The 25676-nt window shown below is 44.1% G+C and carries 28 protein-coding genes; 17 read left to right on the forward strand and 11 right to left on the reverse strand.

From position 1 onward, the window contains the following. The 3 genes from EAE92_RS19645 to EAE92_RS19655 all read left to right on the forward strand — a co-directional run. Positions 1 to 625, forward strand: a 625-nt coding sequence (locus tag EAE92_RS19645; protein WP_422616068.1) for a bacteriophage T4 gp5 trimerization domain-containing protein, incomplete at its 5' end; no start/stop codon positions are given. Next, complete coding sequence (locus EAE92_RS19650; protein WP_214069303.1) at positions 622 to 1401, forward strand: DUF4123 domain-containing protein; 780 nt, start codon at positions 622 to 624, stop codon at positions 1399 to 1401. The genes EAE92_RS19645 and EAE92_RS19650, both read left to right, overlap by 4 nt. A 181-nt stretch (positions 1402 to 1582) precedes the next feature. Then, entirely contained in the window at positions 1583 to 2146 is a 564-nt protein-coding gene (locus EAE92_RS19655) for a VOC family protein (RefSeq protein WP_214069304.1), read from the forward strand. Positions 2147 to 2161: 15 nt separating this feature from the next. On the opposite strand, the gene EAE92_RS19660 is transcribed toward EAE92_RS19655, so the two are convergent. After that, complete coding sequence (locus EAE92_RS19660) at positions 2162 to 2476, reverse strand: helix-turn-helix domain-containing protein (protein WP_214069305.1); 315 nt, start codon at positions 2474 to 2476, stop codon at positions 2162 to 2164. Beyond that, positions 2477 to 2812: a toxin gene (locus EAE92_RS19665; protein WP_214069306.1), complete on the reverse strand. Its 336-nt coding sequence runs from the start codon at positions 2810 to 2812 to the stop codon at positions 2477 to 2479. A 103-nt stretch (positions 2813 to 2915) separates the two neighbouring features. On the opposite strand from EAE92_RS19665, the gene EAE92_RS19670 reads away from it, so the two are divergent. Both EAE92_RS19670 and cutC read left to right on the forward strand, forming a co-directional pair. After that, the gene (locus EAE92_RS19670) at positions 2916 to 2993 is read left to right on the forward strand and encodes a hypothetical protein (protein WP_339959405.1); all 78 of its coding nucleotides are present in this window, start codon (positions 2916 to 2918) and stop codon (positions 2991 to 2993) included. A 167-nt stretch (positions 2994 to 3160) separates the two neighbouring features. Further along, positions 3161 to 3907 (forward strand): copper homeostasis protein CutC, encoded by a 747-nt coding sequence (gene cutC / locus EAE92_RS19675; protein WP_036775534.1) that lies wholly within the window; start codon positions 3161 to 3163, stop codon positions 3905 to 3907. A 39-nt stretch (positions 3908 to 3946) separates the two neighbouring features. Here cutC and cmoB read toward each other — a convergent pair whose 3' ends face one another. Both cmoB and cmoA read right to left on the reverse strand, forming a co-directional pair. Then, complete coding sequence (gene cmoB, locus EAE92_RS19680) at positions 3947 to 4918, reverse strand: tRNA 5-methoxyuridine(34)/uridine 5-oxyacetic acid(34) synthase CmoB (protein WP_214069307.1); 972 nt, start codon at positions 4916 to 4918, stop codon at positions 3947 to 3949. Beyond that, positions 4915 to 5673, reverse strand: coding sequence for a carboxy-S-adenosyl-L-methionine synthase CmoA (gene cmoA / locus EAE92_RS19685; RefSeq protein WP_036775710.1), 759 nt, complete (start codon positions 5671 to 5673; stop codon positions 4915 to 4917). Before cmoA ends, cmoB begins: the two co-directional genes overlap by 4 nt. Positions 5674 to 5951: 278 nt before the next feature. Here cmoA and EAE92_RS19690 point away from each other — a divergent pair, with 278 nt between their 5' ends. After that, a complete protein-coding gene (locus EAE92_RS19690; RefSeq protein ID WP_011146358.1) occupies positions 5952 to 6203 on the forward strand; it encodes a type II toxin-antitoxin system Phd/YefM family antitoxin in 252 nt (83 codons plus the stop codon). After that, complete coding sequence (locus EAE92_RS19695) at positions 6193 to 6474, forward strand: type II toxin-antitoxin system RelE family toxin (protein ID WP_214069308.1); 282 nt, start codon at positions 6193 to 6195, stop codon at positions 6472 to 6474. The genes EAE92_RS19690 and EAE92_RS19695 overlap by 11 nt, the downstream gene beginning before the upstream one ends. 130 nt (positions 6475 to 6604) lie before the next feature. On the opposite strand, the gene EAE92_RS19700 is transcribed toward EAE92_RS19695, so the two are convergent. Further along, the gene (locus EAE92_RS19700) at positions 6605 to 7000 is read right to left on the reverse strand and encodes an MAPEG family protein (protein ID WP_214069309.1); all 396 of its coding nucleotides are present in this window, start codon (positions 6998 to 7000) and stop codon (positions 6605 to 6607) included. Positions 7001 to 7232: 232 nt separating this feature from the next. On the opposite strand from EAE92_RS19700, the gene aspS reads away from it, so the two are divergent. The 6 genes from aspS to ruvB all read left to right on the forward strand — a co-directional run bounded on the left by aspS (position 7233) and on the right by ruvB (position 12692). Next, positions 7233 to 9005, forward strand: coding sequence for an aspartate--tRNA ligase (gene aspS, locus EAE92_RS19705; protein WP_214069310.1), 1773 nt, complete (start codon positions 7233 to 7235; stop codon positions 9003 to 9005). After that, positions 9005 to 9442: a dihydroneopterin triphosphate diphosphatase gene (gene nudB / locus EAE92_RS19710; RefSeq protein ID WP_036806429.1), complete on the forward strand. Its 438-nt coding sequence runs from the start codon at positions 9005 to 9007 to the stop codon at positions 9440 to 9442. The genes aspS and nudB overlap by 1 nt, the downstream gene beginning before the upstream one ends. A 29-nt stretch (positions 9443 to 9471) precedes the next feature. Further along, a complete protein-coding gene (locus EAE92_RS19715; protein WP_036806426.1) occupies positions 9472 to 10215 on the forward strand; it encodes a YebC/PmpR family DNA-binding transcriptional regulator in 744 nt (247 codons plus the stop codon). Between the two features lie 234 nt (positions 10216 to 10449). After that, the gene (gene ruvC, locus EAE92_RS19720) at positions 10450 to 10971 is read left to right on the forward strand and encodes a crossover junction endodeoxyribonuclease RuvC (protein ID WP_214069311.1); all 522 of its coding nucleotides are present in this window, start codon (positions 10450 to 10452) and stop codon (positions 10969 to 10971) included. 79 nt (positions 10972 to 11050) lie between these two features. Continuing rightward, complete coding sequence (ruvA, locus tag EAE92_RS19725; protein WP_214069312.1) at positions 11051 to 11668, forward strand: Holliday junction branch migration protein RuvA; 618 nt, start codon at positions 11051 to 11053, stop codon at positions 11666 to 11668. A 16-nt stretch (positions 11669 to 11684) separates the two neighbouring features. Continuing rightward, complete coding sequence (gene ruvB, locus EAE92_RS19730) at positions 11685 to 12692, forward strand: Holliday junction branch migration DNA helicase RuvB (protein ID WP_036806417.1); 1008 nt, start codon at positions 11685 to 11687, stop codon at positions 12690 to 12692. 215 nt (positions 12693 to 12907) lie between these two features. Here ruvB and znuB read toward each other — a convergent pair whose 3' ends face one another. Further along, entirely contained in the window at positions 12908 to 13693 is a 786-nt protein-coding gene (znuB, locus tag EAE92_RS19735; protein ID WP_214069313.1) for a zinc ABC transporter permease subunit ZnuB, read from the reverse strand. Then, positions 13690 to 14448 carry a zinc ABC transporter ATP-binding protein ZnuC gene (znuC, locus tag EAE92_RS19740; protein WP_214069314.1) on the reverse strand — a complete coding sequence of 253 codons (759 nt, stop codon included), beginning with the start codon at positions 14446 to 14448 and terminating at the stop codon, positions 13690 to 13692. Before znuC ends, znuB begins: the two co-directional genes overlap by 4 nt. Before the next feature lie 76 nt (positions 14449 to 14524). Here znuC and znuA point away from each other — a divergent pair, with 76 nt between their 5' ends. The 3 genes from znuA to lpxM all read left to right on the forward strand — a co-directional run bounded on the left by znuA (position 14525) and on the right by lpxM (position 17917). Beyond that, entirely contained in the window at positions 14525 to 15472 is a 948-nt protein-coding gene (gene znuA, locus EAE92_RS19745) for a zinc ABC transporter substrate-binding protein ZnuA (protein ID WP_214069315.1), read from the forward strand. Positions 15473 to 15492: 20 nt separating this feature from the next. Further along, positions 15493 to 16800, forward strand: a complete 1308-nt coding sequence (mepM, locus tag EAE92_RS19750; RefSeq protein ID WP_214069316.1) for a murein DD-endopeptidase MepM — start codon at positions 15493 to 15495, stop codon at positions 16798 to 16800. A gap of 148 nt (positions 16801 to 16948) precedes the next feature. Then, positions 16949 to 17917: a lauroyl-Kdo(2)-lipid IV(A) myristoyltransferase gene (lpxM, locus tag EAE92_RS19755; RefSeq protein WP_214069317.1), complete on the forward strand. Its 969-nt coding sequence runs from the start codon at positions 16949 to 16951 to the stop codon at positions 17915 to 17917. Positions 17918 to 18189: 272 nt separating this feature from the next. Here the strand turns inward: lpxM and pyk are convergent, their stop codons facing one another. From pyk to EAE92_RS19775, 4 genes are all read right to left on the reverse strand, one after another. Further along, positions 18190 to 19632 (reverse strand): pyruvate kinase, encoded by a 1443-nt coding sequence (gene pyk, locus EAE92_RS19760; RefSeq protein WP_046396361.1) that lies wholly within the window; start codon positions 19630 to 19632, stop codon positions 18190 to 18192. Positions 19633 to 20129: 497 nt separating this feature from the next. Beyond that, positions 20130 to 21146 carry a tail fiber protein gene (locus EAE92_RS19765; protein WP_214069318.1) on the reverse strand — a complete coding sequence of 339 codons (1017 nt, stop codon included), beginning with the start codon at positions 21144 to 21146 and terminating at the stop codon, positions 20130 to 20132. A 269-nt stretch (positions 21147 to 21415) separates the two neighbouring features. Then, positions 21416 to 22318, reverse strand: a complete 903-nt coding sequence (locus tag EAE92_RS19770; RefSeq protein ID WP_214069319.1) for a phage tail protein — start codon at positions 22316 to 22318, stop codon at positions 21416 to 21418. A gap of 497 nt (positions 22319 to 22815) precedes the next feature. Then, positions 22816 to 23670: a MurR/RpiR family transcriptional regulator gene (locus tag EAE92_RS19775; protein ID WP_214069320.1), complete on the reverse strand. Its 855-nt coding sequence runs from the start codon at positions 23668 to 23670 to the stop codon at positions 22816 to 22818. Positions 23671 to 24019: 349 nt separating this feature from the next. Here EAE92_RS19775 and zwf point away from each other — a divergent pair, with 349 nt between their 5' ends. Next, positions 24020 to 25495 carry a glucose-6-phosphate dehydrogenase gene (gene zwf / locus EAE92_RS19780; RefSeq protein ID WP_036775560.1) on the forward strand — a complete coding sequence of 492 codons (1476 nt, stop codon included), beginning with the start codon at positions 24020 to 24022 and terminating at the stop codon, positions 25493 to 25495. Positions 25496 to 25676 lie beyond the last annotated feature (181 nt).

Consider the following 25676-nt stretch of genomic DNA (forward strand, 5'->3'; position numbering starts at 1 on the left):
GTTAAATTTACCCGCGGAAAAGACCCGCACGACATTTAAAACCCAAACCCACAAAGGGGAAGGTTTTAATGAATTGCGCTTTGAAGATGAGAAAGACCGGGAGGAGATTTACCTGCGCGGGCAGAAAGATCTGACCGTCCATATTCAGCACGATGCTTACTGGCATATTAAACATGACCATAAACAGCGCATCGATAATAACCGCTATAGCGAAATTTCAGTGGATGATCATCAGCATGTCAAAGGCTCGGGGAAGTACAGCACCGATGGCGATGTTTCACACCGTATCTCAGGCAGTCAGCATTTACAGACTGGGGAGGCATTGGTGGCTGAAAGTGGTCAGGAAACGCACCTGAAAAGCGGCGGTAAGATGGTGTTGGAGGCGGCGTCAGAAATTACCTTAAAAGTCGGCGGCCATTTTATCCGGTTAACTCCCGGCGGTATTCTGACTTCCCCCAATTTGCTGGTCGGGCAAGGTTCAGCCGGTACCGGGCGTGGTTTATCTTTACAACTGCCAGAGAGTGTAGAACCTCTGCCTAATGTGAAATCTCCAGTTAAACGGATTTGTGCTTTGCAAGCTCAGAGAGAAGTTAATCTAACTATTAATAACCAGGAGGATGAATGAACATTTCCATAAACTGGCAACAATGGCTGACTACGCCTAATAAGCCGCCTGTTTTCTTTATGCTGAATTCACTGGCAGAACCTAACCCGGTGGCGCTCTTTTATCGCAACGACTGGGTAGAGCAGGCTTTTCCTTTGTATAGCGGTACACCGATGGACCACATATTGGCGCAAGGTCCCTGGCTGGTTCAGCCCAAGTCAGGTTGCCTGTCTGTAATCGGTCATCTGCTTGATAGCCAAACTCTGAGCGATAACAGTTGGGGTTGGGCTTATCGCAGTGAGGATTTATGGGAGCGACAGCTTAATCATTGGTGTTCACGCCAGCAAGTGATATTGCGGGAGAGGCAAGTGATTTTGCGCAGTATGGACCCACGTATCCTCGGTCAGTTATTACCCGCAATGATCTTCAGCGATTGGTCGGCATTTTTGACGCCAGTAAGTGAGTTGATGATCGATGTACCCGAACCGCAAATTTATTATCGGCCTGAAAATTGTGGTCACGGTGGCAGTGAACAACCCTTTATTCTGGGCGATCATTTATCGCATGCCTGGCATCATTCCGACTACGCCTTGAAAGGGAAAGCATTTGTGATCAGTAGTGATATATGGGAAAACCACGGTGAATTAGCTGAAAAACTAAATGAGCCAGAAGGGAAATTACAGGAACGGATTATTGATTGGCTGAAATCGCGTTTAGAAAGTGGAGATGATATTAGTCACCTGACCAGTGCAGATTATTTACAGACGCTCGATGAACAATATACGGCCGCTGGATAGTGTATGATGGATAATAACATCTTGCGAATTTATGGAGATTATTGAAAGAGTGGTTGTGTCGGCGCCATCAAATTTCATTTTGTTACAAATCGAGGGTATTATTTGAGGCTTGAAACGGCGGCAAGCCTTTAAAACTCTTGGGCTGTTTGGCGCCAATTTATAGCATCTTAACTGGGATAATATGACACATTTTTCTTCTATTGTTGCATTACAGGATTTAGTGGCTGATCTGGCAATATTTGAGCAAAAATTGGCACAGTTCAAACAGCGGCTTAATTTGAATGTTGAGCAATATCAAGCAGATCATATCTCCTTACGTTGCCACGATATCTCTGTAGCCGAGCGTTGGCGTAAAGGTTTTTTGCAATGTGGCAGTTTGATGTCAGAAAGTATCATTAATGGACGGCCAATCTGCTTGTTTGATTTAGAACACCCAATCGCGGTGCTTAATTGGCAAATTGATTGTGTAGAACTGCCTTATCCTGGCAAGAAAACTTACTTGCATCAGGGATGGGAACATGTGGAGCTGGTGCTGCCGGTGGCGCCTGAGATTTTATCAACAGCAGCAAAAGCATTATTACCGCAACCTTTGCCGACAGGTTTTTCTGTCAAAGAGAGCCAGCCCAAAGGGGAACAAGAGCGGTTGCCTAATCCTACTTTAGCTGTCACTGATGGTGAGATCACCGTCAAATTTCACCCATTTACATTGCGTGAAATTGTTAAAAGTGAATGCCTGGCTACATAAGTTAAAGTGATGTCGTTATGTGAGGCTGGCAAGAAACTCTAGTGCCTGCGGGTGGCGCTCCACCATTTTAATCAGTAACACAGCCTGTTTATTCGGTTTAGCCCGCCCTTGTTCCCAGTTTTGGTATGTCGTCTCACCGGTGTGCAGGTACTGGGCAAAAACAGCTTGAGAAATATTCAGTTTACTCCGTATGGATTTCAACTCATCTGGATTGATGGAGATATCGTTTTTTAACCTCCTCTTATGCGTTTTCAATGTGAGTTTGCCTTCATTAGCCTCTTCCCAAGCTTTCATTCCTTCATTGAGTTCTGCAAATAGATCACGGTTCATTTATGCTCCTTTTTTTCTGATTTCTAACATTTTACGCAAGGATTCGCATTGTTCTTTAGTTAAGTCTGACATCTCATCTTTATCGTAGATAGTGAAAAGCATGAATTGCGATTTAGATATCCACCAATAGTAAATCACCCGAATACCGCTCCGTTTTCCCTTTTTTCTTCGGGAATCTGTAAAACGCACTTTACGTAATCCGCCGGTATGTTGGATGACGTCCCCTGCTGTTGGATTTTTCAGCAGTATATTTTGGAAGGTTCGAAACTCCTCATCACTCAGGTAGTTATGGCGGTAGCGTTCAAAAGGTGGTAGTTCAATAAAAACAGCTTCCATCACTTATCCATCTGTCCCCAACTTAAGTATAATATACACCCAAGTTGGGGATAGTTAAACAGAGTCAACCCAAAGGGAGAAAAAGCGGTTGTTTAACCCGACCTTGGCTATCACTGATGGTGAGATCACCGTCAAGTTTCACCCATTTATATTGCGTGAAATTGTTAAAAATGAGCACTAGTCGGCAAAATTAACTTTTTCATCCTTGTGATCCAGATAAAAGTTCTGACCTTGTGATTTCCTACAAATCATCGGCAATAATTAGATGTCATAGTTAGTGAGTTGAATTACTGAATCGCTTAGATTCATTGATTGCTCGTTAATGACTAGGTGTCCAAGGAACTTCTGATGACAAAGTTAGAAATTTGTTGTTTTAGCGTAGGTTGCGCATTAATCGCACAACAGGCTGGTGCTGACCGGATAGAGTTATGCGCCAGTCCGGCGGAAGGGGGATTAACACCGAGTCTTGGTACGTTGAAGCAGGCTATTGAGCAATTAACTATTCCTGTACATCCCATTGTACGTCCAAGAGGTGGTGATTTTTGCTATAGTCACTCAGATTTTGAGGTGATGAAAAATGATGTTGCTCAGATCCGTGATATGGGATTTATGGGCGTGGTTTTTGGTGTGTTAGATGAAGAAGGGCATATCGATTTGCCCCGCATGCAACAATTGATGGCGCTGTCTGGCGATATGGCCGTCACTTTTCACCGTGCATTTGATATGTGTTTTAATCCTTATGTGGCATTGGATCAACTCACTCAGCTTGGTGTTAAGCGAATATTGACTTCCGGTCAGCAACAGAATGCCGAATTGGGATTACCCTTGTTGAAAGAGCTGCATCAAGCCAGTCAGGGGCCAATTATTATGGCAGGTGCGGGCGTTCGTATGAGTAATATTCATAAATTTATTGATATCGGGTTAACGGAAGTTCACAGTTCGGCAAGCCGGATTATGCCTTCTACCATGACTTACCGCAAAGCGGGGGTGACGATGAGCGCCGACAATGAGGTGGATGAGTTTTCACATTATTGTGTTGATGGTGGTGTGGTGGAGGTGATGAAAGGGATGCTGAGTCTGACTTTATTTGAATAGCCTATATGAACTGGCCCAAAATTGGGCCAGTTCGCAAAATCAGGGCTTACGGGCGATCAGTATCGCCCGCAGAGGGGCGGGATAGCCCTCAATGGTTTTACTGCTATCAGTAGGATCAAGAAAATCAGATAACGATTCAGTTCTCATCCAGGTTGTACGACGTTGCTCTTCTGTGGTTGTTACCGCTTGATCGGCAATCTTCACATCGACAAAACCGCACTTCTCCAACCAGATTTTCAACATTTTTGCCGAAGGAATGAAATAGACGTTGCGCATTTGAGCATAACGTTCGCCAGGGATTAAACAGGTATGTTCATCTCCTTCAACAACCAGACTTTCTAATACCAGCTCACCATCGGCTGCCAGTTGGTTTTTCAATTGCCAGAGATGGTCAAGAGGAGAGCGGCGGTGATAGAGAACGCCCATTGAAAAGACGGTATCGAAAGCAGCCAGTGCCGGTAATTGTTCAATGCCCAGAGGTAAGAGATGGGCGCGTTGATCATTGCCAAGTAACTTTCTGACAGCTTCAAACTGGCAGAGGAAGAGCTGAGTTGGATCGATACCAACGGCAAGTTCAGCCCCTTCACCCACCATCCGCCATAGGTGATAGCCGCTGCCGCAACCAACATCAAGAATTGTCCGGCCGGCTAGTGGGGAAATATGAGGCAGTACTCGATCCCATTTCCAGTCTGAACGCCATTCAGTGTCGATATTTACACCGTAAAGAGAGAATGGACCTTTGCGCCACGGCATGAATACTCGCAATATATTGGTAATACAGACTTTTTCACCTGCGGATAGGGGAGGATCACGTTCTGCGATTACGCCATTTTTCAAATCTAATTGGGTCGGTGAAATTGCGGGTAGGTTTTCCAGGGTTTTTACCCATGATTTAAAACTGCCGTGCAGGGCCGCTTTTTGCCATTCTTGCAGTTGCGCAGGAAGGCAATTAAGCCAATGCTGGAGGTTATTCTTGGCAATAATTTGATAAAAATTACCGAAATCGATCATTTATCGGCCCCTTTTATCGCCAGCAGTGATCCAAAGTTGAAACACTGAAACCAGACTTCAACATGGTTAAAACCGGATTGATGGAGACGGGATTTGTGGGTTTCTACAGAGTCGGTCAGCATTACATTTTCAAGCATGCTGCGTTTTTGGCTGATTTCCAGCTCGCTATATCCGTTAGCACGCTTGAAATCGTGGTGCATATCAAACAGCAACTCACCGATTTGTTGATCTTCAAGGCTGAATTTCTCTGATAAAACTAAAACACCACCGGGACGTAATCCCTGATAAATCCGGTTAAGTAAACCTTGTCGATCTTGCGGGTTGAGGAATTGTAAAGTGAAATTCAACACGACCATCGAAGCATTTTGAATATCAATATCAAGAATATCGGCCTCAATGACTTCAACCGGTGTTTGTGCTCGGAAAGCGTCGATATGACGACGACAGCGTTTCACCATTGCCGGGGAATTATCAACGGCGATAATTTTGCAGTTTTCAGCGGCAATATTGCGGCGCATTGCCAGGGTTGATGCGCCTAAGGAACAACCCAGGTCGTAAATTTGACTGTTTGATGTCACAAAACGCCCGGCCAGCATACCAATCATGGAAACAATATTTGAATAACCTGGCACGGAGCGTTGGATCATATCAGGGAAAACTTCGGCTACCCGTTCATCGAAACGCCAGTCTCCCAGATTGGCGATGGGAGCGGCAAACAGGCTATCCCTTTGATGGTAAGGATCTTGATTTGACATAACAGCATTAATTATCAGAAAAAATAGAGGGTGGCATTCTAACAGATGTACAGCTTGACCTTGAACCAATTTTCTCTGTGCTTAAAAGTAGTGAATAATGGAAATATTTGAGGAATTTAAGTGTGGTATAAAAATCATATCATGGCGCGATCAATCCTTGATTTCATGAGTCAGTCAGCATTAGGGGAGTTTTGGGTTTTATATAAAAAAGTAAAGATGCATTGAAAAGCACCTTTAAATGACCTATTGCTTGTTTACGTAAAAGAGTGAGGTGGTGTATGGCATATCAAATCTTAACAAACTTAGCGGCAAGTATTACCGATTTGAAACGTAACCCGATGGGGACATATTTGCAGGGGGAAGGTGAAGCGGTCGCAATCCTGAATCGGAATGAACCTGCGTTTTATTGTGTGCCTCCCGAATTATTCGCCTACTATCAGGAGCTAGCAGAGGATGCCGCACTGAACAAAATTGCAGATGAACGTTTAGAAAATGCTGAATTTGTTAGTGTGAACCTAGATGATCTATAGCTTGGAATTTGAAAAACGGGCCTTAAAAGAGTGGAAGAAGTTAGGTCATCCAATTAAGGAGCAGCTAAAGAAAAAATTGGCTGAACGCTTAGAAAACCCTCATGTGCCGTCAGCAAGATTAAGAGGGCGAGCGAACCGATACAAAATTAAATTGCGCTCTTCTGGCTACTGCTTAGTTTATGAAGTGAATGACAATAAGATTATCTTGCTGGTAATTGCTATTGGTAAACGGGCCGGAGATGCGGTTTATACCCTCGCCAATGAGAGGTAAAAAAACCAACACTTGCTCGCGTTGCATGTCAACGTCGGAAAGTCTTCCTTACATAGGGAACCACTATGGTTAGAATAACAGGCAGCCGAGTTTGCTGCCTGTTATTTTAGTGCCAGTACTATTCGTTTCGTTAGTAGAGAGAAAATATCTGTTCCCAAGGCAAGTAGTAAATATTCGTTATTACCATTAATACGATGGAAAGATAAGTTGCTACCATGCCTGAACGCCGCCAATAGAATTCACGGTGGTGCAGACCATAATAATGCAAGACTCTGCCGGTGAGCAGAATCAAACCACAGACATGTATCATCCAGACATTTGAGCCGTTCATCTCCATCATGACCAGCAATAACATAGAGATGGGGATATATTCCACAGCATTACCGTGGATGCGGATCGCTGTTTGTAGTTCGTAAAAACCACCATCTCCATATGAGACACGATATTGTGTTCTTAACTTAACCACATCAAAAGACAGCTTAATCAATAATAGTGCGCCCAACACAACATAAAGCGAGCTAACCATTTTTAACTCCATTGCCTAACCGAAATTGGCCAATTAAGTTATGATAAACCCCAAAAATAAAACTGTCGCTATAAATAGATGGGAATTGAAAATAAATTGCCTGATTATCAGACATCAAGGCAATAGCATCTCATCAGGAGATGACCCGCCCTTATCTCTGAGTAGAATTTCCATTATAATGGCGGCCTTTTTTCCGCAGCAACAGCACAACAGCCGAGTAAAAGGATATTGTATGCGTACTGATTATTGTGGGCAGTTGAATCTGACCCATGAAGGCCAGAAGGTGACTCTTTGTGGTTGGGTAAACCGCCGCCGTGATCTGGGCGGCTTGATTTTTATTGATATGCGTGATCGTGAAGGGATCGTTCAGGTATTTTTTGACCCGGATCAGCAAGCCGCATTTTCTCAGGCTGCTGAACTGCGTAATGAATTCTGCATTCAAATCACCGGTACTGTACGCGCTCGTCCTGACAGTCAAATCAACAAAGATATGACTACCGGTGAAATAGAGGTTTTTGCGGAAAGTTTAAATATCATCAACCGTTCCGAACCTCTGCCTTTGGATAGCAATCAGACGAACAGCGAAGAGCAACGCCTGAAATATCGCTATATTGATCTGCGTCGGCCTGAAATGGCAAATCGCCTGAAAACACGCGCTAAAATCACCAGTTTTGTTCGTCGTTTCATGGATAATCAGGGTTTCCTGGATATTGAAACGCCAATGTTGACTAAAGCAACCCCCGAAGGCGCCCGTGATTATTTGGTACCAAGTCGTGTTCATAAAGGCAAATTTTATGCCTTGCCTCAATCCCCGCAGTTATTTAAACAATTGCTGATGATGTCCGGTTTTGACCGTTATTATCAAATTGTTAAATGCTTCCGTGATGAAGATTTGCGTGCGGATCGCCAGCCAGAATTTACCCAGATCGACGTGGAAACTTCCTTTATGACTGCTGAGCAGGTAAGGGAAATGATGGAAATGATGATCCGCGAATTGTGGCTTGAAATTGAAAGTGTTGATCTGGGGCATTTCCCGGTGATGACGTTTGCCGAAGTGATGCGTCGTTTCGGTTCTGATAAACCTGATCTGCGTAACCCATTAGAGTTGGTTGATGTTGCTGATTTGGTTAAAGATGTGGAATTTAGTGTTTTTGCTGAGCCGGCGAATGACAGTAAAGGCCGTGTAGCCGTAATTCGAGTACCAGGTGGTGCTGAACTGAGCCGTAAGCAGATTGATGAATATGGCAAATTCGTTGGGATTTATGGCGCGAAAGGGCTGGCGTGGATAAAAATCAATGCACGTGCCGCTGGTCTGGAAGGGGTGCAAAGTCCGATAGCCAAGTTCCTGAATGCAGAGGTGATTGAAGGTCTGCTTTCCCGTACTGATGCACAAGATGGCGATATTTTATTCTTCGGCGCCGGTAGTGTGAAAGTGGTCACTGATGCCTTGGGAGCGTTGCGTCTGAAGTTAGGGCGCGATCTGAACCTGACAAAATTGGATAGCTGGCGGCCATTGTGGGTTATCGACTTCCCAATGTTCGAAGATGATGGGGAGGGTGGTCTGACCGCTATGCACCATCCGTTTACTTCACCGTGTAATATGTCAGCGGAGGAGTTGGGGCAAAATCCGGTTTCAGCCATTGCCAATGCTTACGATATGGTGATTAACGGCTACGAAGTCGGTGGCGGCTCGGTGCGTATTCACCGTAATGAAATGCAACAGGCGGTGTTCCGTATTCTGGGTATTAATGAGCAGGAGCAGCAGGAGAAGTTTGGCTTCTTGCTGGATGCGCTGAAATTTGGTACGCCTCCCCATGCAGGTTTAGCATTTGGTCTTGATCGTTTGGTGATGTTGCTGACAGGAACGGATAACATTCGTGATGTTATCGCATTCCCTAAAACCACCGCCGCTGCTTGTTTAATGACGGAAGCGCCAAGTTATGCTAATTCGGCGGCACTCGAAGAGTTATCAATCTCTGTTGTTGCCAGAAAAGAGAGTGAGTAATGGTTTATAAGCGCCCTGAGTCTGTGCTGGTGGTTATTTATTCTTTTTCCAGCCGACGGGTGCTGATGTTACAGCGGCGGGACGATCCTGGCTTTTGGCAGTCTGTGACTGGCAGCCTTGATGGAGACGAAACGCCGTGGGAGACAGCGTTGCGCGAAGTGCGAGAAGAAATCGGTATTGATATCATAGGTGAAAATCTTGAATTGATAGATTGCCGACGTTCTCTCTATTTTGAGATTTTTACCCACTTACGCCATCGCTATGCGCCAGGAGTCACCCGTAATAAAGAGTACTGGTTCTGTCTGGCATTGCCGGAAGAGCGAGAATGCTTGTTGACTGAACATCAGGCTTACCAGTGGCTGGATGCGGATAAAGCAGTAAAGCTCACTAAGTCGTGGAGCAATCGACAGGCGATTGAAGAGTTTGTGATTGAATAAGTTTATTAGACGTTTTATCGGAGAACCTTATGGCAGGTCATAGTAAATGGGCCAACACCAAGCACCGCAAAGCTGCGCAGGATGCGAAACGCGGTAAGATTTTCACCAAAATTATCCGGGAGTTGGTAACGGCAGCCCGTCTGGGTGGTGGAGATCCGGCATCTAACCCACGTCTGCGTGCCGCGATTGATAAAGCACTGTCCAACAATATGACCCGCGATACTTTGAACCGTGCTATCGCCCGTGGTGTTGGCAACGATGACGCGGATAACATGGAAACCATCATTTATGAAGGTTATGGCCCGGGGGGAACAGCGGTGATGGTTGAGTGCTTGAGTGATAACCGCAACCGTACCGTTTCTGATGTTCGTCATGCTTTCACTAAAACTGGTGGTAATCTGGGTACTGATGGCTCGGTTGCTTATTTGTTCACCAAGAAAGGGGTGATTTCTTACGCGCCGGGACTGGATGAAGATGCGGTGATGGAAGCGGCGTTGGAGGCCGGCGCTGATGATGTAGAAACCTATGATGATGGCGCGATTGATGTTTACACTACGCCAGAAACGTTTGGTGATGTGAAAGATGCGTTAGACGCAGCGGGTTTTGTGGCTGAATCAGCAGAAGTTTCAATGATCCCTTCCACTAAAGCGGAATTGGATGCGGAAACCGCACCTAAGTTATTGCGCTTGATTGATATGTTGGAAGATTCAGACGACGTACAAGAGGTTTACCATAACGGTGAAATCTCTGATGAAGTTGCTGCTTTGCTGTAATTTCGATTGGGTTGTATACCCAATGGATTTCAAGATGCATCGCGACGGCAAGGGAGCGAATCCCCGGGAGCATAGCGAACTATGTGACCGGGGTGAGAGAGTGCGGCCAACAAAGAGGCAACTTGAAGGATAACGGGTATATAGCGTAGAGAAAGTGTGCTGTGGTACAGGACACTTTCTCTAACGTTTTATCTCCTTTATTAAAGGTGATAATCAAAGGCGAATAAACAGAATATGGCGATTATCTTAGGTATCGACCCAGGTTCCCGCGTCACTGGCTATGGCGTGATCCGTCAGCAGGGGCGTCATTTGAGCTACCTTGGCAGTGGTTGTATTCGGACAAAAGTTGATGATCTGCCTAGCCGGTTACAGCGTATCTATGCGGGTATCCTTGAAATTATTATGCAATTTCAACCAGATGCTTTTGCCATCGAGCAGGTCTTTATGGCAAAAAACGCCGATTCAGCGCTGAAATTAGGACAAGCGCGGGGAGTTGCGATTCTTGCCGCCGTTAATCAATCTGTACCGGTTTTTGAATATGCGGCTCGACAGGTGAAACAAACGGTTGTCGGAACTGGGGCGGCTGAAAAAAGTCAGGTTCAGCACATGGTGCGCTCTGTGCTGAAATTATCTGCTAACCCGCAATCCGATGCGGCAGACGCATTGGCCATTGCGATAACCCATTGTCACTTTAATCAGAATCTTTTGCGGGTTGGCGATCCCAGATTAATCTTGGCACGTGGACGTTTAAGATAACGGCTGGATATGCATCCAGCTTTTTTTATGTTATAACCATAAGTAGAACAATCAGTTTTATTTTTTAGGGGGTAAACGAGTGATAGGGCGTCTCAGAGGAATTGTGCTGGAAAAACAACCACCCTTGGTTTTACTGGAAACGAATGGCGTTGGTTATGAAGTTCATATGCCAATGACCTGTTTTTATGAATTGCCTGATGCCGGACAGGAAGCCGTTCTGTTTACTCACTTTGTTGTACGTGAAGACGCACAATTACTTTATGGTTTTAATGATAAGCAGGAGCGGGCGCTATTCCGTGAATTAATTAAAGTGAATGGCGTAGGGCCTAAATTGGCGTTGGCTATTCTTTCGGGCATGTCTGCGCAGCAATTTGTTTCCGCCATTGAACAAGAGGCGATTGCTTCTCTGGTTAAACTGCCGGGTGTGGGCAAGAAAACTGCTGAACGGCTGGTGGTGGAAATGAAAGATCGCTTTAAAGGGCTTAATGGCGATCTCTTCAATCAGAGCAGTGATATTAATTTGCCGGCAACAACCAAACAGACAAATTCTGACGCGGATAGTGAAGCAGAAGCCGCGGCGGCATTAGTCTCTCTGGGTTACAAGCCACAAGAGGCTAGCCGCATGATAAGTAAAGTCGCTAAACCGGGTGCTGATTGTGAAACACTTATCCGCGAAGCACTTCGCGCCGCTCTTTAAGTTGCAGGAGTAAGCCATGATTGAAGCTGACCGTCTGGTTTCCGCGGAAGTTTTGCAAGACGATGAAGCCATTGATCGCGCAATCAGACCTAAATTATTGTCTGAATATGTTGGGCAGCCGCAAGTCTGTGAGCAGATGGAGATTTTTATTCAGGCTGCCAGACTGCGTGGTGATGCCCTTGACCACCTGCTGATTTTTGGTCCGCCGGGATTGGGTAAAACAACGCTGGCGAATATTGTCGCCAATGAGATGGGCGTCAATCTCCGTACAACTTCTGGCCCGGTTTTAGAAAAGGCGGGCGATCTGGCGGCAATGCTGACCAATCTTGAACCGCATGATGTGTTGTTTATCGATGAAATTCACCGCTTGTCGCCAGTGGTGGAAGAAATTCTCTATCCGGCAATGGAAGATTATCAACTGGATATTATGATTGGCGAGGGACCGGCCGCCCGTTCGATCAAAATTGATTTGCCTCCTTTTACCCTGATTGGGGCTACCACTCGCGCAGGCTCTTTGACTTCGCCACTGCGTGATCGGTTCGGTATCGTACAACGCCTTGAATTTTATAATGTGGACGATTTGCAAAGTATCGTTTCTCGCAGTGCCCGTTTTATGGGGGTCGAGATCACTGACGATGGAGCCCGGCAGATTGCCATGCGTTCTCGTGGGACGCCACGGATTACAAACCGTTTACTGCGTCGGGTGCGTGATTTTGCTCAAGTGAAAGGGAATGGCGCGATTGATGGCAATATTGCCGCCAGAGCGCTGGATATGTTGAGCGTAGATGCTGCCGGTTTTGATTATCTGGATCGTAAGTTACTGGTTGCCATCATTGATAAATTTATGGGCGGTCCGGTTGGGGTAGATAACCTTGCCGCTGCCATCGGCGAAGAGCGGGAAACGATTGAGGATGTTCTGGAACCCTTTCTGATCCAACAGGGTTTTATTCAACGTACTTCCCGTGGACGAATTGCCACCGAACATGCTTATCGCCATTTTGGCGTGGTCAGAGATCAGGAATGAGTTGTTTAATTACCTGAAAAATCGGGATGGGTACTCCTGCAAGGGAAACCTATATCCTATGGATTTCAAGATGCATTGCGGCGGCAAGGGAGCGAATCCCCGGGAGCATAGAGAACTATGTGACCGGGGTGAGTGAGTGCAGCCAACAAAGAGGCAACTTGAAAGATGACGGGTATATCCCGCTCTCCATGACTGGGTTGTACCCACTCAGTAGATCAATTTTTTGCTTTACTGATCAGACTGATAATAAACATCACCGCAGCGCATAGCACGACAGATGGCCCTGCTGGTGTGTCGTAAACGGCGGAGAACGCTAGTCCGCCGGTGACAGCAAGCATACCAACCGCAATAGCAATACCAGCCATTTGCTCCGGTGTACGGGCAAAACGGCGAGCAGTGGCTGCCGGGATAATGAGCAGGGAGGTAATAATCAGCGCGCCGACAAACTTCATTGCCAGGCCGATTGTCAACGCTGTTACCAGCATTAACAATACTCTTAACCGCTGTATTTTAATACCATCCACAAAAGCCATTTCCTGACTGACGGTGACAGAGAGCAGAGCGTTCCATTGCCAGAACAGAAGTGTGGCGACAATGGTGACGCCGATGGCAATCAACCAAATATCTTCATAGGTGACTGACAATAAATCACCAAACAGATAAGCCATCAAATCAACTCGTACATTAGACATTAAACTGACAACGACCAGCCCTAATGATAGCGCGCTGTGAGCCATAATCCCCAACAAAGTATCGATTGCCAGTTGAGGGCGTTTCTCCAACCAAACCAGCATCATTGCCAGTATCAAAGTGACAGCGATAATCGCGTAAAAAGGGCTAATATTTAGCAATAATCCGAAGGCAACGCCCAGTAATGAAGCATGAGCCAGAGTATCGCCAAAATAGGACATTCTGCGCCAGACAACAAATGAACCTAATGGCCCGGCAGCAATAGACAATAATATGCCGGCCAACCAACCGGGGAATAATAATTCAATCATGAGTGGCATTCCCTGTTATTTTCTAAGACAATTTCCCCTTTCAGATCATGGTGATGATTATGTTGATGGTGATATATCGCCAATTGTTCAGCGCCATGATGACCAAACATAGCGATAAATTCAGGATGAGTTGAAACGACTTCAGGTGTGCCGGAACAACAAATATGTTGATTAAGACATAAAACTTCGTCTGTTTTCGCCATAACCAGATGTAAATCATGGGATACCATCAATACAGCGCAATGCAATTCGGTTCTAATTTGATTGATTAGATCATAAAGTGCTAACTGACCATTCACATCGACCCCTTGTGTTGGTTCATCAAGGACTAATAATTGCGGATGATTTAATAGCGCTCTGGCTAATAAAACCCGTTGGTTTTCCCCGCCGGATAATTTTTGCATGGGCTGCTGCAATAGATGAGCAGCGTTCACTCGCTTTAGTGCTGGCAATATATCGGCAGATTTTACACCGGGTTTTAGCATCATAAAGCGTTTGACTGTTAATGGCAGAGTGGGATCAAGATGCAACTTCTGTGGAACATAGCCGATTCTCAATCCAGCGGTGCGTTCAATTGCGCCGGATGATGGTTCGACAAGCCCCAAAACAACACGAACTAAAGTTGATTTACCGGCGCCATTGGGACCTAGCAAAGTCAGAATATTCCCTCGTTGTAAATTAAGAGAGATATTGTTTAATACCTGACGATTGTCGAAGGTAACAGCAACATTTTTTAAAGTGATGAGTGTTGGCATGCTAAATATATCTTGCGTGAACATTGAGATGTTATAATATAACAATTCTTGTTTCTGTCCACGAGATATTTACATTATGTTACACAAATCATATAAACTAGCGCACAAGTTTCTCTGTAAGGCCGCGATTACTGCTGTTTTCATGTCAGGGACGATACAATCGGCTAATGCTGATGTTGTGACATCAATTCGTCCGTTAGGTTTTATTGCTGCGGCAATAACTGATGGTGTAACTGATACGCAGGTACTGTTGCCTGATGGGGCATCACCGCATGATTATGCGTTGAAACCGTCTGATCTTAAGAGAATTAACCAGGCAGATTTAGTTGTGTGGGTTGGACCTGAGATGGAAATCTTTTTGTCTAAACCGTTAGCTAAAGTTCCACAAAATAGACAGCTAGCTTTAGCACAATTGCCAACGATTAAGCCATTATTGCTGAAAAATGATGAAGATTTACATGAACCAGATCAGCATAAACATGAAGAAGGCCATGAACATCATTCTCATGGTGAATATAATATGCACATCTGGTTATCGCCAGAAATAGCAAAACAGGTTGCACAGGGGATTCATGACCAATTACAAATGCGTTTTCCGCAGAAAAAAACAGCGCTGGACGTAAACCTACGTAAATTCAATGCTCAGCTTGCGCAAACTGACAAAAATATTGCTAATATTCTTAAGCTGGTGCGTGGTAAGGGGTATTTTGTTTTTCACGATGCTTACGGCTATTTCGAGCGGCATTATGGTTTGACTCCATTAGGACATTTTACGATTAATCCTGAAATACAACCTGGCGCACAAAAACTACATCATATACGAACACAATTGGTTGAGCAGAAAGCAATCTGTATTTTTGCTGAGCCACAATTCAGGCCGACCGTCATTAATGCTGTGGCGAAGGATACGGGAGTGCGTATGGGCGCCTTGGACCCGTTAGGAAGCCGCATCGTATTGGATAAAGACAGCTATATGAAATTTATAACTCAGTTGTCGGAACAGTACATGGGTTGCCTGAATTAAAGTAATAAGGAATTCAATGAGTGCAACAGATAGTTAAAACTATCGTTCTGGTGTATAAGGAGTTACCGCGACCGCATAAAATTATGTTGGGTTCGCTGACTGTAGCAACATTGGTTGTCACTATGTGGCAACCTATTGCTTATCATCATGAACAAGAAGAAACAACAGTCGGCAGCATTGCCATTAATCCTTCCGTAGATAGCGATGAGATTATTGCAGATAGCAGTGAACAGCTACCGGACGAAGGTATTCCTGATGAAGAGACGAACTCAGAGGTCGCGGCTCAAACTCCGCATGAATATATTGTCTCCGACGGTGATACCCTCAGTAATATTCTGACCCAATTTGGTATCGACTCTTCTGATGTCGCGTTACTCGCGAGTCAGCATAAAGTGTTACGGGGGTTGAACATTGGCCAGCCATTGTCATGGACAGTCAATGAAGCGGGTGACTTGCAAACTCTGACTTGGGGTGTTTCCCGCCGTGAAACGCGCATTTATACCCGTGAAGGCGATCTGTTTAAAGAAACAAAAGAGTTTCAGAAAGGGGAGTGGAAAAACAGCGTCGTTGTTGGCGTTGTTGATAGTAACTTTACCAGCAGTGCTTTAAGTGCCGGCTTAACCAGCAGTGAAGCTCGTGAAGTCACCAAGGCACTGCAATGGCAAATTGATTTGCGTAAATTACATGAAGGTGATCGCTTTTCTGTATTGCTGTCCCGTGAAATATTGGATGGTCACAGTGAACAGAGCCAATTACTTGGTGTTCGCCTAAATAGTGGCGGTAAAGATTATTATGCTATCCGGGCGGAAGATGGGCGTTTTTATGATCGTCAAGGTTCCGGTTTGGAGCGCGGATTTTTGCGTTTTCCAACGACTAAGCAATTTCGGGTATCTTCCCAATTTAATCCTCGGCGTGTGAATCCAGTCACCGGTCGGGTCGCGCCACACAAAGGGGTGGATTTTGCTATGCCAGTGGGAACGCCTATTTTGGCGGTGGGTGACGGTGAGGTGATTGTTTCTAAATATAATGGAGCGGCAGGTAACTTTATTGCCATTCGTCATGGACGCCAATATACCACGCGTTATATGCACCTGAGAAAGCTGTTGGTGAAACCAGGGCAAAAGGTAAAACGGGGTGATCGTATTGCGTTGTCCGGTAGCACAGGTCGTTCTACGGGTCCGCATTTGCATTATGAATTCTGGATCAATCAGCAGGCGGTAAATCCATTAACGGCGAAATTGCCGCGCTCTGGTGGTTTGAGTGGTAAAGAACGCTCAGAATTCCTGGCAACGGTAAAAGAGGTCACGCCTCAGCTTCTGTTAGATTGAGTTTAATTGTTCATTAGTAACAGACTTTAAAGCGGATGATTGCTATCATCCGCTGTCGTTTTATTTATGTTCAGAAAAAGGTGTGTTGATATAGCCCCCTGTACATGTGAAATGAACAATGATCTTTTTGTTTTAAAAGAGTTAGCTCATGTATAAAGAAACAGATACAGACAGTAAAGTTGGTTATGTGCCGACATTTCATAAATCTTACCTGCATCCTCGTTACTGGGGGTTATGGCTGGGCATTGGTGCATTGGCCGGGCTGGCTTACCTGCCGGTTAAAGTGCGTGATCCTCTGCTGGCTAAAATAGGCTGGTTGGCGGGTAAGTTAGCGAAAGGGGCACGTCGTAGAGCAAGAATAAATCTGTGTTACTGTATGCCGGAACTGACGGAGCAACAGCGTGAGGCATTGATTGATGAGATGTTTTCTACCGCACCTCAACCTTTTGTTATGTTGGCTGAACTTTGTCTGCGTGGTACAAAATCAGCTTTAAGTCGGACTCATTGGCATGGTGAAGAGATTATTCTTCAACTGAAAGAGCGGGGGAAAAATATTATTTTCATGGTCCCGCATGGTTGGGCTGTGGATATTCCGGCGATATTACTGACAGCCAATGGACAGAAAGCAGCGGCGATGTTTCATCATCAGAAGAACCCTGTAGCCGATTATCTGTGGAATAAAGTGCGGAGTCGCTTTGGTGGCCGTTTACATTCCCGTGACGCGGGCATTAAACCTTTTATTGCTACTGTTCGCCAGGGTTACTGGGGATATTACCTTCCTGATCAAGATCATGGTGAGGAACACAGTGAGTTTGTCGATTTCTTCGCGACATATAAAGCGACATTACCGGCCATTGGGCGGTTGATGAAGATTTGCCGTGCGGCTATTGTGCCGCTGTTTCCGGTTTATAATTACCGTACCCATCAACTTGATATTTATATTCGTCCACCGATGGATGATATTGATGGCAAAGATGACGCTTTTATTGCTCGTCGGATGAATGAAGAGTTGGAGCAATTGGTACGACCGAACCCTGAACAATATACTTGGATACTTAAATTACTTAAGACTCGGAAAGCCGGTGATATTGGGCCATATGGGAGAGAAGACCTGTGATTTTCGTTACAAAGATGTAGAGTTATTATCACGGCTTGAAAGTTTGTATCGTCCCCCTAATATTGGACATGGCATCCAATGATTAGGGGGTTTTGTGACGAGTCATTTATTACTATGATGCATTACTATAAGCAATTAGGATTACACGAAATGTTATAAAAGACGGTAAAAGTCTGTTTTACCGTCGAGTTACTGTTGGATTAAATGGGATGCGCCATTTTTCTCTATCTAACCAAATCCCCCGAAAACTTTGCGCAAAATGTTGTAGCGCTTTATTCCACTTCAAGAATACGGCAGGTGTTAGTACTGCCAATTGTCCCCATCTGATCACCCTGAGTAACCAGAACAAGGTCGCCGGAAACCAGATAACCTTTATCACGCAGACGATTAACTGCTTCATTGGCCGCTGTAATGCCGTCAGTATGACTACTGCAATAAACCGGTGTAACGCCACGGTAAAGTGCTGTTTGGTTTAAGGTTTTCTCATGACGGGACATAGAGAATATGGGAAGACCAGAACTAATGCGAGACATGATACGAGTGGTGCGGCCTGATTCAGTCATGGCAATAATGGCTTTAACCCCATTTAGGTGGTTTGCCGCGTACATGGTAGACATCGCAATGGCTTCTTCAATACTGTCAAAAATTGTGTCTAGCCGATGTTTTGATACATTGAGGCCGGGCATTTTTTCTGCTCCGAGACAGACTCGCGCCATTGCGGCAACCGTTTCGGCAGGGTATTGGCCCGCTGCGGTTTCAGCGGAGAGCATTACGGCGTCAGTACCGTCGAGAACGGCGTTTGCCACATCCATCACTTCTGCACGAGTAGGCATTGGGTTGGTGATCATAGATTCCATCATCTGAGTCGCGGTAATCACTACACGATTTAGCTGACGGGCGCGGCGAATTAATTTTTTCTGAACGCCAACCAACTCTGGATCACCGATTTCTACACCAAGGTCACCACGAGCAACCATGACGACATCAGAAGCCAGAATGATTTCATCAATGGTTTTATCACTGCTAACGGCTTCTGCGCGTTCAACTTTCGCCACGATCTGCGTTTCACAGCCCGCGTCTCGCGCCAGACGGCGAGCATAATTAAGATCTTCTCCGGTACGGGGGAAAGAGACGGCAAGGTAATCAACGCCGATTCTGGCCGCTGTAATAATATCTTCTTTGTCTTTCTCGGTTAGGGCTTCCGCAGATAATCCACCGCCCAGCTTATTAATGCCCTTATTGTTAGATAGCGGGCCACCTACAGTGACTTCCGTGAAGACTTTCATGCCCTGAACTTCTAATACTTTGAGTTGAACACGTCCATCATCCAGCAACAAAATATCACCCGGTACAACATCCGTGGGTAATCCTTTGTAATCAATACCGACTTTCTCCTTATCGCCTTCGCCTTTACCAAGATTGGCATCAAGCAGAAATTTATCTCCGACATTCAGGAAAATTTTGCCCTCTTTAAACGTTGATACGCGGATTTTAGGCCCTTGAAGATCGCCAAGAATAGCGACATGGCACCCCAAGCGGGCTGCAATCTCGCGGACTTTGCTGGCTCGCTGGAGATGATCTTCGGCGGTACCGTGGGAAAAGTTGAGGCGGACTACGTTTGCACCTGCGGCAATAATCTTTTCAAGATTATTATCGCGGTCGGTAGCCGGACCAAGTGTAGTAACAATCTTAGTTCTTCTGAGCCGTCTGGACATGTGTTACTCCGTTGACCTGTGAGTACTGGTATTGGTTATATAAAAATAATCAATAATCTATTAATTATCCTATAAAACGAGTAAAAAAACTCTTCGGCAATCCAACTATCAAGGCTGTTTATAGATTACTTTTGTGACCCGTATCAACTGATCATGATACTTTTCGCTGTAGTGCCCATTGACCGTTGTCAACTATAGGGGAACGACAGGGGGAACGTTTTACACAATCGCTATGCCCTAGCGAATCAGTTAACCATTTTTAACGGATATTTATTGCCGCATTTCTATCCTATCACGATTTGTTGCCGATTTATCAATAATCTAATGGTCCTAGAGGTTTTGATGATGAAAAGTAGTAATGATTAGGTTTGCTGTAAAGTAGGTAAATGACAAGTGTTCCTTGAGGAGGGCTTGGTACTGTCTCTTAAGTCAGGCTTATGATCAAGAGACAGTTATTTACGTGAGATTTGTCAGCGGTCTGGTGGGGATGCCGGTCCTTATGCTTTCCGATACCATCCCATCAACTTAATATATGAATTGGTAATTGTAATCGCCGCATTGCCGCCAGAATCTCCGGTATTACCTGAAATGGTATGGTTGTGTGCTCCTATTGATACCGCATGAGAGTGGGCGCCATCAGTGCTGGTGTTGTATTTGTAGTTGTCATTATCTGGCACTTGTGATGACCCTATATTGTTTCTAGAATTGTCGTAATAGCCGTAACGCCCACCCCAAGCTTCACCCCAGCCACTATCATGATGGTGATCTCCAGTGACATTAGTGGTTTTGGTGCCATAATCAAATGTGCTCGTTGTTCCAGAGAATGTATGATTATGCGCTGGCATTTGTGCCGCTGTCAGATTTATCGAATCGCTGCCGCCGGTTGATAAAATATCGGAACCATTGGCGCTAGCTAATCGAACTGTTTTATTTTCACCAATATATTCCCATACAGTGCCTGGAAATAACACATTGGGGTTTTTGTTTTGAGCGAACCAAACCACAATTCCTACAGGATATTGGGTATTAATAATGGTTTCAATTAAGCCAAGATTTTTCACAAATGTATTTTTATCAGGAATGTCTGCGCCATTTTGGTCTTTTGCTAGCCGGTTATTCGCATTCTGATTAATATCAGAAACAAGCTTCTGCGTTGCGACAAGGGTATTACTGTTGCCTATTTTGTCTGTGAGTTGAATAATACCTTGTTGTGTTAATGAGGCGCTTGGCACTGTTGTTGTAATTTTTTGTTCTAACGCTCTATTTAATTGAGTAATGAGTTTAGCTATATCACCATCATCCAAAATATCATTGCCAGATTGGGTCGCAATAAAATTGGCTATGACAGAGGATATGGTTGATGACTGACGTAATACTTTGTTTAGCAAATGAATAGTAATATCCCCTGGGGGAAACCCAGTTTTCAAATTTCGGCTTTCTTCATAGACTTCTTGACTGACTACATTAGCATTGTCACCAATAGAAAAAGCTTTGAAATCATTTTGGGGATTCATGTTCCCTCCTAAAATTAAATAATATTATTTTATAATCAATGTATTGAATTATTGTAAAAATAATTTCCGAAAATCCATTTTAATGATAGTTTAGTTCGGAAAAATCATGATAAAGTGTCCTTATAGCTTAGGCAGTTAACTGTTTTTGTATAATGGGTAGAAATAAAAACCCGAAATTGTATGATCAGATAAATATCTAAATAATTTATATTCAACATCTGAAAAGGTGCTAATATCCATATTATTTTTTTTCAATGTGGATTTACTCATTAGGCGGTCCTTATAATGTAATTAAATGCCACATTTCTCGGACGTGTTTCATTATCACCATTCATCCCAATCGATTTCAATTCCCCTAAGCTGCCTCGATCGTTTGGATCGCCATGCATACTACCACGCACGGGATCTGTATTTGCACGGGTGGCGCTTGGGCTGTCAGTGGTATTAATACTATGGTTATGTCTTTTGAATGCATCATATTGAAAACTCAATATATTACGTCCGTTGTCAATACCACGCCCATTATCCCAACCACGAATAAATTCACCACGTAAATCGGGTAATACTCCATTAGGGTAGGCTTGCGCTAATTTCGGATATTTTGTTTTATCAAAGGAAGCGCCGTTACATTGCGTCCATCCTTCTGGTGGGGTGGTCGTCGGCCAGGGGAGTGGCACCCCTACCGGGATCAATTTTTCAAACAAACTGAGGTTTCTCACAAAAGCATCCTTATCAGGAATGTCTGCGCCGTTTTGGTCTTTTGCCAGCCGGTTATTCGCATTGTGATTGACATCGGAAACAAGTTTCTGCGTTGCAGCAAGGGTATTACTGTTGCCTGTATTGTCTGTGAGTTGAATAACGCCTTGTTGTGTTAATGAAGCGCTTGGCACTGTTGCTGCAATTTTTTGTTCTAATGCTCTATTTAATAGTGTTGTGAGGTTGGCGATATTACCATCGTCTAAAACATCATTGCCAGATTGTGTCATGATAAAATCAGCGACGACAGAGGATATGGTTGACGACTGACGTAATACTTTGTTTAGTAAATGAGTAGTAATATTTTCTGGTGGAAATCCAGTCTTCAAGTTTGGGCTTTCTTCATAGGCTTCTTGACTGACTACATTAGCATTATTACTAATGGAAAAAGCTTTGAAATCATTTTTTGGGTTCATGTTTTCTCCTAAAGTTAAGTGATTTTATTTTATAATCAGTGTATTAAATTATTGTAGAAATAATTTCCGGAAATCTATTTTAATGATAGTTTAGCTCGGAAAAATCATGATAAAGTGTCTTTATAACTTAGGAGATTAATTGTTTTTGTATAATGGATAGAAAAAAATCCCGAAATTGTATGATCAGATAAATATCTAGGCCATTTATATTCAACATCTGAAAGTTATTTTGATATTACTGTTTTCTATTTCTTCCGGTTTCGATTTATTTCGGAGTTTTTTTATAATTACTCTCTGGTTTGATTCTTTATTTTTTAAACTATCATTATTTTATTGAGTTAAATAATAGATATAGGATTTTCTTGTCATAATTTTATGATTGTTCTCATATCTTGACCAATGTAGATTATTTACTGGCACCCAATGAGTTATAAACGATTGCTGACTACGCAATTGTTGCGAGCCAGCCGAATAGTGAGGGGACTATTTTCACAGGTCTAGGGAAAGTCAATTTTATCAAAGCGTGAATTCCGCAGCGCTTCTTTGACTCTTTTCAAGTTATCTCTGAATTTTGAACCACGGCGCAGGGTAAAACCAGTCGCTAAAACATCAATAACGGTTAATTGAGCGATTCTTGAGACCATTGGCATATAAATATCGGTATCTTCCGGGACGTCCAGAAGAATGGCGAGCGTTGCTTCGTGAGCGAGGGGAGAATCTTGGGAGGTAATTGCGATAACTGTTGCATCATTTTCTCGCGCAAGTTGTGCTGCTTCAACCAGGCTTTTAGTCCTACCGGTATGGGAAATCAGTACGACGACATCACCTTCGGCACTGTTAATACAGCTCATCCGCTGCATCACGATGTCATCAAAATAGATAACGGGAATGTTGAACCGGAAAAATTTATTCATTGCGTCATGGGCGACGGCCGCAGAAGCCCCTAGGCCAAAAAATGAGATTTTCCGGGCTTGAGTCAGTAAATCGACAGCTCGGTTAATGGCTGTGATATCCAAATTGTTTTTCACGGTATCCAGAGTTGCCATTACCGATTCAAATATTTTATTGGTGTAGGCACTAACTGTATCGCTCTCTTCAACATTGCGATTTACGTAAGGCGTGCCATTGGCAAGACTTTGGGCTAGATGAAGTTTGAAATCGGGAAAACCTTTAGTATCCAGACGGCGGCAAAAACGATTAACTGTGGGTTCACTGACTTCCGCCATTTTTGCCAGTGTTGCGATACTGGCATGAATCGCGGTTTGTGGTGAAGCCAGGATTATCTGCGCCACTTTTTTTTCTGACTTACTCAAGAATTCGATACTATTTTGGACTCGTTCCAGTGTATTCATAAAACGCAGTTACCTGTGCCTGTGGTTTTGACGATTTCATTCAGAGGAGAAATCTATATAAATTTTTATGAAAATATACTATTAGCAAATTGAAGCTGGCAGTAGGAAGTCACAATAATTTAATGTTTTTCATAAAAGTATGACAAGTGTCTAACTTTCACATTGGTAATTATCTTTCATAAACGTTGTAAAGTTACATAAAGCTATCACATTTTTATCATGGGTAAAACATATTGTTAACATAGGATCGTGGTTATTCGTTATCGCTGTTTACGCGCCATAGTCAAAAGAGTACATTATCGGTTAATGCTGTAACAAAATTACAATATCCCGCAATGAGGAGATACATATGGCGGTTACTTCTACAGCTCAGGCTTGTGATTTAGTCATTTTTGGCGCTAAAGGGGATTTGGCTCGCCGGAAATTATTGCCTTCCCTTTACCAGCTTGAGAAAGCGGGTTATATCCACCCAAAAACCCGAATTATCGGTGTTGGCCGGGCTGATTGGGATAAAAAGGCGTATACCAAGGTTGTTGAAGAAGCTTTAAATACGTTCTTGCCGGAAAAATTAGATCCAGAGTTATGGAAGACATTAAGTGAACGTTTGGCGTTCTGTAATCTGGATGTTAATCAAAAGGAAGATTTTGCCAAACTGAAAGCGATTCTTAATCAAGGGCACCAGCCTGCAATTCACTATTTTGCCATGCCGCCCAGTACTTTTGGTTCGGTTTGTCACGGATTGGGCCTTGCCGGGTTAAATAAAGAGCCAAATCGGGTTGTGATGGAAAAGCCTTTAGGGACTGATCTTGAATCATCTAAAGCCATTAATGATGAAGTGGCAAAATATTTCAATGAGCGTCAGGTTTATCGTATCGATCATTATCTGGGTAAAGAAACTGTATTGAATCTATTAGCACTGCGGTTTGCCAATTCCCTGTTTGTGAATAACTGGGATCACCGGACAATTGATCATGTACAAATTACGGTAGCTGAAGAGGTTGGTATTGAAGGTCGTTGGGGTTATTTTGACCAAGCCGGGCAAATGCGCGATATGATTCAGAATCACCTGTTGCAAATACTGACCATGATTGCTATGTCTCCTCCGGCAGATCTGACGACAGACCGTATCCGTGATGAAAAAGTAAAAGTATTGCGTTCTTTGCGTCGTATTGATCACACGAATGTGCGGGAGAAAACAGTACGCGGTCAATACACTGCCGGTTTTGTTCAAGGACATAAGGTACCAGGGTATCTGGAGGAAGAGGGGGCGAACAAGTCCAGCCGGACGGAAACTTTTGTCTCTATCCGTGTCGATATTGATGACTGGCGTTGGGCCGGGGTGCCTTTCTATCTGAGAACGGGTAAACGTCTGCCAACGAAATGTTCTGAGGTGGTGGTTTACTTCAAAAAGCCCGCGTTGAATTTGTTCTCTGAATCTTATCAGCAACTACCACAGAACAAACTGACGATTCGTCTGCAACCGGATGAAGGTATTGATATCGAAGTTCTGAATAAAGCCCCGGGGCTGGAGCACAAGCATCGTTTGCAAACCACTAAGTTGGATCTGAGTTTCTCTGAAACGTTTAACCATATTCCATTGGCAGATGCTTATGAGAGATTGTTGCTGGAAGCTATGCGGGGTATTCAGGCGCTATTCGTTCGTCGTGATGAGGTGGAAGAAGCTTGGAAATGGGTTGATTCTATTATGAATGCATGGGCGGCGGATAATGATGCGCCTAAGCCTTATCAGGCGGGAACATGGGGGCCGGTTGCTTCGGTTGCGATGATCACTCGCGATGGTCGCTCGTGGAATGAGTTTGAGTAATTGGCAAACCTTTCTGTTGAAGCTCAAGCCGCGCTGTAAGCGGCTTGGGTTGTTATCAACAAGGTATCAGCTTATATTGATATCAATTCTGTTTTTTGATTCAACTCTGTTTATCAGATAAAAGATGAGCAAAATTGAGAGGTTGCTTTCTATTATTTCGTATGGTAGAAGTAATAGGAAC

Origin of the sequence: Photorhabdus hainanensis (assembly GCF_018448965.1) — a bacterium.
Classification (GTDB): Bacteria; Pseudomonadota; Gammaproteobacteria; order Enterobacterales; family Enterobacteriaceae; genus Photorhabdus; species Photorhabdus akhurstii.

Excerpts from the sequence above, each read along its gene's own strand:
- EAE92_RS19765 (WP_214069318.1), bottom strand. The coding sequence starts at position 21,146 with ATGAATCCCCAAAATGATTTCAAAGCTTTTTCTATTGGTGACAATGCT.
- EAE92_RS19715 (WP_036806426.1), top strand. The coding sequence starts at position 9,472 with ATGGCAGGTCATAGTAAATGGGCCAACACCAAGCACCGCAAAGCTGCG.
- EAE92_RS19700 (WP_214069309.1), bottom strand. The coding sequence starts at position 7,000 with ATGGTTAGCTCGCTTTATGTTGTGTTGGGCGCACTATTATTGATTAAG.
- EAE92_RS19665 (WP_214069306.1), bottom strand. The coding sequence starts at position 2,812 with ATGGAAGCTGTTTTTATTGAACTACCACCTTTTGAACGCTACCGCCAT.
- EAE92_RS19690 (WP_011146358.1), top strand. The coding sequence starts at position 5,952 with ATGGCATATCAAATCTTAACAAACTTAGCGGCAAGTATTACCGATTTG.
- EAE92_RS19775 (WP_214069320.1), bottom strand. The coding sequence starts at position 23,670 with ATGAATACACTGGAACGAGTCCAAAATAGTATCGAATTCTTGAGTAAG.
- znuA (WP_214069315.1), top strand. The coding sequence starts at position 14,525 with ATGTTACACAAATCATATAAACTAGCGCACAAGTTTCTCTGTAAGGCC.
- cutC (WP_036775534.1), top strand. The coding sequence starts at position 3,161 with ATGACAAAGTTAGAAATTTGTTGTTTTAGCGTAGGTTGCGCATTAATC.
- ruvC (WP_214069311.1), top strand. The coding sequence starts at position 10,450 with ATGGCGATTATCTTAGGTATCGACCCAGGTTCCCGCGTCACTGGCTAT.
- pyk (WP_046396361.1), bottom strand. The coding sequence starts at position 19,632 with ATGTCCAGACGGCTCAGAAGAACTAAGATTGTTACTACACTTGGTCCG.
- nudB (WP_036806429.1), top strand. The coding sequence starts at position 9,005 with ATGGTTTATAAGCGCCCTGAGTCTGTGCTGGTGGTTATTTATTCTTTT.
- znuB (WP_214069313.1), bottom strand. The coding sequence starts at position 13,693 with ATGATTGAATTATTATTCCCCGGTTGGTTGGCCGGCATATTATTGTCT.
- EAE92_RS19770 (WP_214069319.1), bottom strand. The coding sequence starts at position 22,318 with ATGAACCCAAAAAATGATTTCAAAGCTTTTTCCATTAGTAATAATGCT.
- EAE92_RS19655 (WP_214069304.1), top strand. The coding sequence starts at position 1,583 with ATGACACATTTTTCTTCTATTGTTGCATTACAGGATTTAGTGGCTGAT.
- EAE92_RS19695 (WP_214069308.1), top strand. The coding sequence starts at position 6,193 with ATGATCTATAGCTTGGAATTTGAAAAACGGGCCTTAAAAGAGTGGAAG.
- cmoA (WP_036775710.1), bottom strand. The coding sequence starts at position 5,673 with ATGTCAAATCAAGATCCTTACCATCAAAGGGATAGCCTGTTTGCCGCT.
- lpxM (WP_214069317.1), top strand. The coding sequence starts at position 16,949 with ATGTATAAAGAAACAGATACAGACAGTAAAGTTGGTTATGTGCCGACA.
- aspS (WP_214069310.1), top strand. The coding sequence starts at position 7,233 with ATGCGTACTGATTATTGTGGGCAGTTGAATCTGACCCATGAAGGCCAG.
- EAE92_RS19650 (WP_214069303.1), top strand. The coding sequence starts at position 622 with ATGAACATTTCCATAAACTGGCAACAATGGCTGACTACGCCTAATAAG.
- cmoB (WP_214069307.1), bottom strand. The coding sequence starts at position 4,918 with ATGATCGATTTCGGTAATTTTTATCAAATTATTGCCAAGAATAACCTC.
- EAE92_RS19660 (WP_214069305.1), bottom strand. The coding sequence starts at position 2,476 with ATGAACCGTGATCTATTTGCAGAACTCAATGAAGGAATGAAAGCTTGG.
- zwf (WP_036775560.1), top strand. The coding sequence starts at position 24,020 with ATGGCGGTTACTTCTACAGCTCAGGCTTGTGATTTAGTCATTTTTGGC.
- znuC (WP_214069314.1), bottom strand. The coding sequence starts at position 14,448 with ATGCCAACACTCATCACTTTAAAAAATGTTGCTGTTACCTTCGACAAT.
- ruvB (WP_036806417.1), top strand. The coding sequence starts at position 11,685 with ATGATTGAAGCTGACCGTCTGGTTTCCGCGGAAGTTTTGCAAGACGAT.